Annotated in this window: 10 protein-coding genes and 1 pseudogene; 9 read left to right on the top strand and 2 right to left on the bottom strand. The window is 72.0% G+C overall.

Features of this window, described 5'->3' with window-relative positions; translation table 11 throughout:
- Positions 1–8: 8 nt before the first annotated feature.
- Positions 9–1,041 (bottom strand): annotated as a pseudogene (locus ABZ484_RS05145) (hypothetical protein).
- 134 nt (positions 1,042–1,175) lie between these two features.
- Positions 1,176–2,750 (bottom strand): oxidoreductase, encoded by a 1,575-nt coding sequence (locus ABZ484_RS05150; protein WP_358864519.1) that lies wholly within the window; start codon positions 2,748–2,750, stop codon positions 1,176–1,178.
- 204 nt (positions 2,751–2,954) lie between these two features.
- On the opposite strand from ABZ484_RS05150, the gene hisD reads away from it, so the two are divergent.
- From hisD to ABZ484_RS05195, 9 genes are all read left to right on the top strand, one after another.
- Positions 2,955–4,280 carry a histidinol dehydrogenase gene (hisD, locus tag ABZ484_RS05155; RefSeq protein ID WP_358864520.1) on the top strand — a complete coding sequence of 442 codons (1,326 nt, stop codon included), beginning with the start codon at positions 2,955–2,957 and terminating at the stop codon, positions 4,278–4,280.
- Positions 4,277–5,395: a histidinol-phosphate transaminase gene (locus ABZ484_RS05160; RefSeq protein ID WP_358864521.1), complete on the top strand. Its 1,119-nt coding sequence runs from the start codon at positions 4,277–4,279 to the stop codon at positions 5,393–5,395. Before hisD ends, ABZ484_RS05160 begins: the two co-directional genes overlap by 4 nt.
- On the top strand, positions 5,392–5,985 hold the full coding sequence (gene hisB, locus ABZ484_RS05165; protein ID WP_100825690.1) for an imidazoleglycerol-phosphate dehydratase HisB: 594 nt from the start codon (positions 5,392–5,394) through the stop codon (positions 5,983–5,985). The genes ABZ484_RS05160 and hisB overlap by 4 nt, the downstream gene beginning before the upstream one ends.
- Before the next feature lie 3 nt (positions 5,986–5,988).
- Positions 5,989–6,153: a hypothetical protein gene (locus ABZ484_RS05170; RefSeq protein ID WP_030167671.1), complete on the top strand. Its 165-nt coding sequence runs from the start codon at positions 5,989–5,991 to the stop codon at positions 6,151–6,153.
- Positions 6,144–6,794 (top strand): imidazole glycerol phosphate synthase subunit HisH, encoded by a 651-nt coding sequence (gene hisH / locus ABZ484_RS05175; protein WP_358864522.1) that lies wholly within the window; start codon positions 6,144–6,146, stop codon positions 6,792–6,794. The genes ABZ484_RS05170 and hisH overlap by 10 nt, the downstream gene beginning before the upstream one ends.
- Positions 6,794–7,519 carry a bifunctional 1-(5-phosphoribosyl)-5-((5-phosphoribosylamino)methylideneamino)imidazole-4-carboxamide isomerase/phosphoribosylanthranilate isomerase PriA gene (gene priA, locus ABZ484_RS05180; RefSeq protein WP_358864523.1) on the top strand — a complete coding sequence of 242 codons (726 nt, stop codon included), beginning with the start codon at positions 6,794–6,796 and terminating at the stop codon, positions 7,517–7,519. The genes hisH and priA overlap by 1 nt, the downstream gene beginning before the upstream one ends.
- Positions 7,520–7,535: 16 nt before the next feature.
- Positions 7,536–7,928, top strand: a complete 393-nt coding sequence (locus tag ABZ484_RS05185) for a RidA family protein (protein WP_358864524.1) — start codon at positions 7,536–7,538, stop codon at positions 7,926–7,928.
- A gap of 59 nt (positions 7,929–7,987) precedes the next feature.
- On the top strand, positions 7,988–8,743 hold the full coding sequence (gene hisF, locus ABZ484_RS05190; RefSeq protein ID WP_358864525.1) for an imidazole glycerol phosphate synthase subunit HisF: 756 nt from the start codon (positions 7,988–7,990) through the stop codon (positions 8,741–8,743).
- A 143-nt stretch (positions 8,744–8,886) separates the two neighbouring features.
- Positions 8,887–9,118: helix-turn-helix domain-containing protein (locus tag ABZ484_RS05195; RefSeq protein ID WP_358864526.1), on the top strand; the 232-nt coding region annotated here is incomplete at its 3' end.

The following is a 9,118-nucleotide window of genomic DNA, read 5'->3' on the forward strand; positions in this document are numbered from 1 at the left end:
GCAAAAGCCTAATGGTCGTGTGGGCGGGCCCGTCCGCCGCGCTCACTTTCGGGGATGCCGGGGCGGCCCGGCGAGCGGTGCCGCGCCCACGTCGGCGCGCAGTCCCAGGAACAGCCCCAGCGGGTCCTCGGACACCCGGTCCCAGGGGAAGGACGTGGCGTACGGGCCGATGAGGCGCAGCTGGACCCGGGCGTCCTCGCGGCGGTCGAGCCGGATCAGGACGTAGGTGAGCAGGTTGCGGATCTCCGCCGGCCGCGGTGTGGCCGCGGGGAGCCGGACGGAGAGTCCGATCGCCCGGTCCGCCGCCGCGTCCAGCCGCTCGCGCGGCACCTCGGGCCCGCAGCCGTCGGTCAGGTAGGAGAAGGCGGCCCGCACGGGCAGCGCCTGCACCAGCGAGTCGGCGGGGGCGTCCTGGGCGGCCCGGTCGGCGAAGTCGAAGCACTCGGGGTGGGAGCCGTGCCAGGAGGCGGCCAGGTACCGCAGGGCCGCCACATGGCAGCCGTAGTGGTGCGGCGCGCGGCGGACCGCGGCCTCCCACAGCTCCTCGAAGTAGGTGTGCCCGGCGCGGCTGCCGCGCGCGTGGTCCAGCGCGACCCGCCACGGAACCGGGTCGCGGTCGTCGGCGCGGGCGGCGGCCGTGATCAGCGGGCTGGCCTCGCGCAGCAGCTCGGCCCGGCCCGGCGAGGGCCAGGCGCGGTCCACGGCGAGCTGGGCCGCGACCAGCAGCGCGTCCGGGTCGTGCGGGGCGGCGGCCCGCCAGGCGTCCAGCCACTCGGCGCGGGAACGCGCGAACGCGGCCAGCCGCAGCGCGTACCGGTCGCGGTCCTCCCACCCGGCCCGCTCCCGGGTGGCGGCGAGCAGCGCGGCGGCGGGCCCGTACCTGCCCTGGGCGGCGGCGACCAGCGCCGGACCCAGCCGCTCGTCGGGCGCGTCGAGCAGCACCTCGTCGTCGGCGGGGAGCCCGGTGACGGGGTGGGGCACGGTTCTTGTCATCCGCGTGGGGCGGATGAAGGGGGGAAGCAGAGCCATGGTGCCGACCATTGAAAGTCCGCAGGTCGGGGACGCGCCAGGGGGTCGAGGCAAGCCGGGGAAAGTTGTACGCCGGCCGGTCAAGGTCGAGTAAAAAGATGAGACTTCAACAATGTCTCTCGCGGCGGCGCCGGGCCCGCAGGCCCCTACCCCCGCCGCAGCAGCCGGGTCGCGCCCGCCGCCACCGTCGTGGCCAGGGTCCAGCCCAGCAGGACCAGCGCCGCCGCCAGCCACTGCCAGGCGCCGCTCAGCTGCCACTGGCCGGCCTGGCCCAGATCGACGACCGGCAGCAGCAGGTCCAGCGCGAACAGGGCGGGGTTCCACTGCGGATGCTGGCCGGGGTTGACCGGGGGATGGGCGGCGTGCGCGAAGGCGAGCGAGCCGGCCGCCCACAGCACCGCCATCCACACCGCGGCCCGGCCCGGACGGTACCCGTAGGCCACCGTGCCGTCCTGGACGTACCCCCAGAGCTTGCCGGCCGGCGGCAGGGTCTCGCGGCGGCGGCGCTGCTTGGCGAGCAGCACCTCGCGCGCGTCCTCGTCCTCGCCGGCCTCGCGCAGCACCGCGGCCAGCCGCTCGTACGGCTCCGGGTTGTACTCGGCGGTCGCCGCCGCCACCCAGTTCAGCCGCTCCGCCAGCGGGAACGGGCCGCGCGGCACCAGGTTGCCGTAGACGAAGCCGCCCATGTGCAGACCGCCCGGGCCGGGCCAGCTGGTCGCCCGGTCGACGAGGGTGACGATCCGCGCACCGGACAGCAGCACCTGGCCGCGCTGCGGCCGTTCCCCGAGGAAGCGCAGCTCGGGCGCCTGTATCCGGCGCAGCGAGAGCACCTGGTCGTCGGTGAAGGCGAACCGGGCCCGGTCCAGGTCGACCGCGTCGCCGAACCGCCCGTCGTCCAGCCGCACCCCGCCCTGGCTCTCGAAGTTCTCGATCCGGGTCCCGCGCGCCGGGGTCACCCCGCTCGGCGCGCTGCCGACCCCGGCCGGTGTGAGGTACAGCGTGCGCTCCACGGTCAGCTGCGGCGCGTTCAGCGCCCACCGCGTGTACGGGCTGGCGAGCTTCGCACCGCGCAGGCTCAGCGACACGCCGATCTTCGCGCCGCGCAGACTGATCTCGCCGTGCGACCGGAGCAGCTCCGCCTGGAGGTCCTGGCCCACCGTCATCCCGTCCGCGGAGATCGACCGGCCGGTGCGGTCGCGGTGCACGATCGCCTGGTTGAGCAGCAGGTCCGTGCCGATGTGCGCGTCGGTGAGCCGTATGCCGCCCAGGAAGCGGCAGCGGGGTAAGTGCAGGTCGCCCTCCGTGCGCACCCGGGCCGCCTCCAGCCGGGGCACCGAGCAGTCCACCAGCCGCACGGTCGTGAAGTGCGCCTCGGGCAGCCGTACCTCCTGCTCGAACCGGCAGCCCTTCAGCTCCACGTACGGCACCACCGTGCCCCCGGCCAGGTCCACGGTCCCCGCGATCCGCAGCCCCGTCAGCTTCAGGGACGACACCCGCCCGGCGAGCGCGGGCGGGCCGTCCAGCAGCAGCCAGCACACGACCCGCGCCCGGACCGTCCGCTCGGGCCCCCAGGGATGCCCGCCGTGCGGATCGTCCACCGCCGCGTCCCCGCTGCGCAGGTCGTACACGCTGCCGTTGCGGAAGGCCTGCCACATCCCGGCCTCGACATCGGTCAGGTCGTCCGGCAGGTCCCCGGCCCGGCCGCCGGTCACCTGTGTCACGGTTCTTCCCTTCTTCCCCTGCTACCCGTGAGTTCTGCCGCTTCGTACCACCGGTGATGCCCGCTCGGTGAGGGTCTGAACGCGGTCGGTGAAGGGGATCGTCCGGAATCGGCGGAGAGGCCGGAATACGCCTGTGGAGGGGTTCTGTATCAGCCATTGATACAGGCGAACGGGACGCGAGCGCTGTCTGAGAGAATTGAATCCGTGATCTCCCGAATCGATCTGCGCGGCGACGCCCTCCCCGAGGGCCCCGCCCTGCGCGACCTGCTGCCCCGAGCCGACTTCGACGTCGCGGCCGCCCTGGAGAAGGTGCGCCCGATCTGCGAGGCCGTGCATCATCGCGGCGACGCGGCACTGATCGACTTCGCCGAGAAGTTCGACGGCGTACGGCTGGAATCCGTCCGGGTCCCGGCCCAGGCCCTCAAGGACGCGCTGGAGCAGCTGGACCCCGCGGTGCGCGCCGCCCTGGAGGAGTCCATCCACCGCGCCCGGCTGGTCCACCGCGAGCAGCGCCGCACCACCCACACCACCCAGGTCGTGCCCGGCGGCACGGTGACCGAGAAGTGGGTGCCGGTGGAGCGCGTCGGGCTGTACGCGCCCGGCGGCCGCTCGGTCTACCCCTCCTCCGTGGTCATGAACGTCGTACCCGCCCAGGAGGCCGGCGTCCCGTCCATCGCGCTCGCCTCCCCGGCCCAGGCGGAGTTCGGCGGCCTGCCGCACCCGACGATCCTCGCCGCCTGCGCCCTGCTCGGCGTCGACGAGGTGTACGCCGCCGGCGGCGCCACCGCCGTGGCGATGTTCGCCCACGGCACCGAGTCCTGCCCGCCCGCCAACATGGTCACCGGACCCGGCAACATCTGGGTCGCCGCCGCCAAGCGGTACTTCACCGGCAAGATCGGCATCGACGCGGAGGCCGGCCCCACCGAGATCGCCGTCCTCGCCGACGCCACGGCCGACCCGGTGCACGTCGCCTCCGACCTGATCAGCCAGGCGGAGCACGACCCGCTGGCCGCCGCCGTCCTCGTCACCGACTCCGTCGAGCTCGCGGACGCGGTGGCCAAGGAGCTGGAGCCCCAGGTCGCGGCCACCAAGCACATCGAGGACCGGATCCGCCCGGCCCTGTCCGGCAAGCAGTCCGCGATCGTCCTGGTCGACGGCCTGGACGAGGGCCTGCGCGTGGTCGACGCCTACGGCGCGGAGCACCTGGAGGTCCAGACGGCCGACGCGGCGGCGGTCGCCGACCGCGTCCGCAACGCCGGTGCGATCTTCATCGGCCCCTGGGCGCCGGTCTCCCTGGGCGACTACGCGGCAGGCTCCAACCATGTGCTGCCCACCGGCGGCTGCGCCTGCCACTCCTCCGGCCTGTCCGTGCAGTCCTTCCTGCGCGGCATCCACATCGTCGACTACACCGAGGACGCCCTCGCCGAGGTCGCGCACCACGTGGTGACGCTGGCGGAGGCCGAGGACCTGCCCGCGCACGGCGCGGCGATCAAGGCGAGGTTCGGCTGGAAGGTGCCCGAGAGCAAGTGAGCGACGTGAGGATCGACGATCTTCCCGTACGGGACGAACTGCGCGGCAAGTCCCCCTACGGCGCGCCCCAACTGGACGTCCCCGTACGGCTGAACACCAACGAGAACCCCTACCCGCTGCCCGAGCCGCTCGTCGAGCGGATCACCGAGCGGGTGCGCGAGGCGGCCCGCGGCCTGAACCGCTACCCGGACCGGGACGCGGTCGAGCTGCGCACCGAACTCGCCAAGTACCTGACGAAGACCGGCGGCCACCCGGTCGGCGTGGAGAACGTCTGGGCGGCCAACGGCTCCAACGAGGTCATCCAGCAGCTGCTGCAGGCCTTCGGCGGTCCCGGCCGCACCGCGATCGGCTTCGAGCCGTCGTACTCGATGCACGCGCTCATCGCGCGCGGCACCGGCACCGGCTGGATCTCCGGGCCCCGGGGCGAGGACTTCACGATCGACCTCGCCGCCGCCGAGAAGGCGATCGCCGAGCGCAAGCCGGACGTCGTCTTCATCACGACCCCCAACAACCCCACCGGCAACGCGGTCGCGCCCGAGACGGTCCTCGCCCTGTACGAGGCCGCCCAGGCGGCGAAGCCGTCCATGGTGGTCGTCGACGAGGCGTACATCGAGTTCAGCCACGGCGCCTCGCTGCTGCCGCTGCTTCAGGGCCGGCCGCACCTGGTGATCTCGCGCACCATGTCGAAGGCGTTCGGCGCCGCCGGCCTGCGCCTGGGCTATCTCGCCGCGCACCCGGCGGTCGTGGACGCCGTCCAGCTGGTCCGGCTGCCCTACCACCTCTCGGCGATCACCCAGGTCACCGCGCTGGCCGCGCTCGAACACACCGACACGCTGCTGAAGTACGTCGAGCAGCTCAAGAGCGAGCGGGACCGCCTGGTCGGCGAACTGCGGGCGATCGGCTACGACGTCACGGAGTCGGACGCGAACTTCATCCAGTTCGGCCGCTTCGCCGACGCCCACGAAGCCTGGCGGAAGATCCTCGACCGAGGCGTCCTGGTCCGGGACAACGGCGTACCGGGATGGCTGCGGGTGACGGCCGGGACCCCGGCGGAGAACGACGCGTTCCTCGATGCGGTGCGCGATCTGAAGAAGGAACAGGAGCAGAGCGGATGAGCCGCGTCGGGCGCGTCGAGCGCACCACCAAGGAGACCTCCGTCCTGGTCGAGATCGACCTCGACGGCACCGGCAAGACCGACATCGCCACCGGTGTCGGCTTCTACGACCACATGCTCGACCAGCTCGGCCGGCACGGTCTGTTCGACCTGACCGTGAAGACCGACGGCGACCTGCACATCGACTCCCACCACACCATCGAGGACACCGCCCTCGCGCTCGGCGCCGCCTTCAAGCAGGCGCTCGGCGACAAGGTGGGGATCTACCGCTTCGGCAACTGCACGGTCCCGCTGGACGAGTCCCTCGCCCAGGTCACCGTCGACCTCTCCGGCCGTCCGTACCTGGTGCACACCGAGCCGGAGAACATGGCGCCGATGATCGGCGAGTACGACACGACCATGACCCGGCACATCCTGGAGTCCTTCGTCGCCCAGGCACAGATCGCCCTCCACGTGCACGTGCCCTACGGGCGCAACGCGCACCACATCGTGGAGTGCCAGTTCAAGGCCCTCGCCCGGGCGCTGCGGTACGCCTCCGAGCGGGACCCGCGTGCGGCCGGCATCCTCCCGTCCACGAAGGGCGCGCTGTAGAGCATGAACGGCCTGTCCACCATCCTGATCGTCGTCGGCCTCTTCCTGGTCGGCGGCATCGTCTCCTTCGTCAAGCAGCAGATGCCGAGGAGCCTGATCGTGCTCCTGTCCATCGGCGCCGCGATGTGCCTCGTCGCGGGCGTGATGCGGCTGGAGGTGTGGAGCTGATGAGCACCCCGAAGAAGGTCGTCGTCTTCGACTACGGCTTCGGGAACGTCCGCTCCGCCGAGCGCGCCCTGGCCCGCACCGGCGCCGAGGTCGAGATCACCCGGGACTTCGACGCGGCGATGAACGCCGACGGCCTGCTGGTGCCGGGCGTCGGCGCCTTCGCCGCCTGCATGCGCGGCCTGAAGGAGGCCCGCGGCGACTGGATCATCGACCGCCGGCTGTCCGGCGGACGCCCGGTCATGGGCATCTGCGTCGGCATGCAGATCCTCTTCGCGCGCGGCATCGAGCACGGCGTTCAGGCCGAGGGCCTGGACGAGTGGCCCGGCACGGTCGCGCCCCTGGAGGCCGACGTGGTGCCCCACATGGGCTGGAACACCGTCGACGCGCCGGCCGACTCGGAACTGTTCGCCGGCGTGGACACCGACGCCCGCTTCTACTTCGTGCACTCCTACGCCGTCCACGACTGGCAGCTCGAGACGAGCAATCCGGTGATGCACCCGCCCAAGGTCACCTGGGCCACGCACGGCAAGCCCTTCGTGGCGGCCGTGGAGAACGGCGCCCTGTGGGCCACCCAGTTCCACCCCGAGAAGTCCGGCGACGCCGGAGCGCAGCTGCTGAACAACTGGATCGGAACCCTGTGATGGCTTCGAAGCTCGAACTCCTCCCCGCCGTCGACGTCCGTGACGGCCAGGCCGTCCGTCTGGTGCACGGCGAGTCCGGGACCGAGACCTCCTACGGCTCCCCGCTGGAGGCCGCCCTCGCCTGGCAGCGCTCCGGCGCCGAGTGGCTGCACCTGGTCGACCTGGACGCCGCGTTCGGCACCGGCGACAACCGCGCGCTGATCGCCGAGGTCGCGAAGGCCATGGACATCAAGGTGGAGCTGTCCGGCGGCATCCGCGACGACGCCTCGCTGGCCGCCGCCCTGGCCACCGGCTGCACCCGCGTCAACCTCGGCACGGCCGCCCTGGAGACCCCCGAGTGGGTCGCCAAGGTCATCGCCGAGCACGGCGACAAGATCGCGGTCGGCCTGGACGTCCGCGGCACCACCCTGCGCGGCCGCGGCTGGACCCGCGACGGCGGCGACCTGTACGAGACGCTGGAGCGCCTCGACAAGGAGGGCTGCGCCCGCTACGTCGTCACCGACATCGCCAAGGACGGCACGTTGCAGGGCCCCAACCTGGAGCTGCTGAAGAACGTCTGCGCGCGGACCGACCGTCCCGTGGTGGCCTCGGGCGGCGTCTCGTCCCTGGACGACCTGCGGGCCATCGCCGGCCTCGTCCCGCTCGGTGTCGAGGGCGCCATCGTCGGGAAGGCCCTGTACGCGAAGGCGTTCACCCTCGAAGAGGCCTTGGAGGCCACATCTTGAAAAAGGACACAGTGTCATGACGGCCGATGCCGTGCGGCGCGTGCAGAGCGGAGTTCCCTGGGAAGAGACGTTCGGCTTCGCACGCGCCGTGGCGGCGGGCGACCGCGTCCTGGTGGCGGGCACGACCGCCTTCCGGGGCGACGTGCTGTACGGGGAGGGGGACCCGTACGAGCAGGCCAAGGTGGCCTTCACCAGCGCGCTGGAGGCGATCGGCGAGTTCGGGCTCGGCGTGGACTCGGTGATCCGTACGCGGATGTATCTGAGCCACGCGCGGGACGTGGACGCCGTGGGCCGGGCCCACAAGGAGCTGTTCGACTCGGTGCGTCCGGTCGCGACGCTGCTGATCGTGCAGGGCTTCATCGACTCGCGCGTGCTGGTGTCGGTGGAGCTGGAAGCCTGCAGAGGCTAGAAGATCCTCAGATTGTTGTTCGTGTTCTTTGTTTGTGCTGGTTGAGGAGCCGTGAAGTCATGACCCTGGCGGTCCGAGTCATCCCCTGCCTGGACGTGGACAACGGCCGGGTCGTCAAGGGTGTCAACTTCCAGAACCTGCGCGACGCCGGTGACCCCGTCGAGATGGCGAAGGTGTACGACGCCGAGGGCGCCGACGAGCTGACGTTCCTGGACATCACCGCGTCCTCGGGCAACCGGGAGACGACGTACGACGTGGTGCGCCGCACCGCCGAGCAGGTGTTCATCCCGCTGACGGTCGGCGGCGGCGTCCGCACGGCCGAGGACGTGGACCGACTGCTGCGGGCGGGCGCGGACAAGGTGGGCGTCAACACGGCCGCGATCGCCCGCCCGGACCTGATCCGGGAGATCGCCGAGCGTTTCGGCCGCCAGGTCCTGGTCCTGTCGGTCGACGCCCGTCGTACGCCGTCGGGCAGCTTCGAGGTGACCACCCACGGCGGCCGCCGCGGCACCGGCATCGACGCGGTGGAGTGGGCGCACCGGGCGGCCGAGCTGGGGGCGGGTGAGATCCTGCTCAACTCCATGGACGCGGACGGCACGAAGGACGGCTACGACCTGGAGATGATCGCCGCCGTCCGCAAGCACGTCACCGTCCCGGTCATCGCCTCCGGCGGCGCCGGCAAGCTCGCCGACTTCTCCCCGGCCGTCGCGGCCGGCGCGGACGCGGTCCTCGCGGCCTCGGTCTTCCACTTCGGCGACCTCCGCATCGGCCAGGTGAAGGAGACGCTGCGGGGGGCGGGGCATCCCGTCAGGTGAGGCCCGCGCAGGGCCATGCAGAGAGCCCCGGTCGCCCTGAGGCGGCCGGGGCTCTCTGCATGGCAGACAGGAAAGGGAAGTTGCACAAAATCCGTTGCGCAAAATCTGTTGTGCAGTTTTCCTTTCGTATCTACGGTGGGGGCATGTCACGCGAGGAGAACCGCTACGTCACCGATCTGGGCACGCTCAAGGCGCTCGCCCACCCGTTGCGCATGAAGCTGTACCGGCTGCTGTTCGTCACCGGGACGGCGACCGCCTCGCACCTGGCCGAACAGGTGGACGAGGCCGTGTCGCTGGTCAGCTACCACCTGCGCAAGCTCGCCGAGCACGGACTCATCGAGGAGGCCGAGCCGCGCAGCGCGGACGCGCGGGAAC

The sequence above is a fragment of the Streptomyces sp. NPDC006393 genome, assembly GCF_040628575.1.
In the GTDB taxonomy this organism is placed as follows: domain Bacteria; phylum Actinomycetota; class Actinomycetes; order Streptomycetales; family Streptomycetaceae; genus Streptomyces.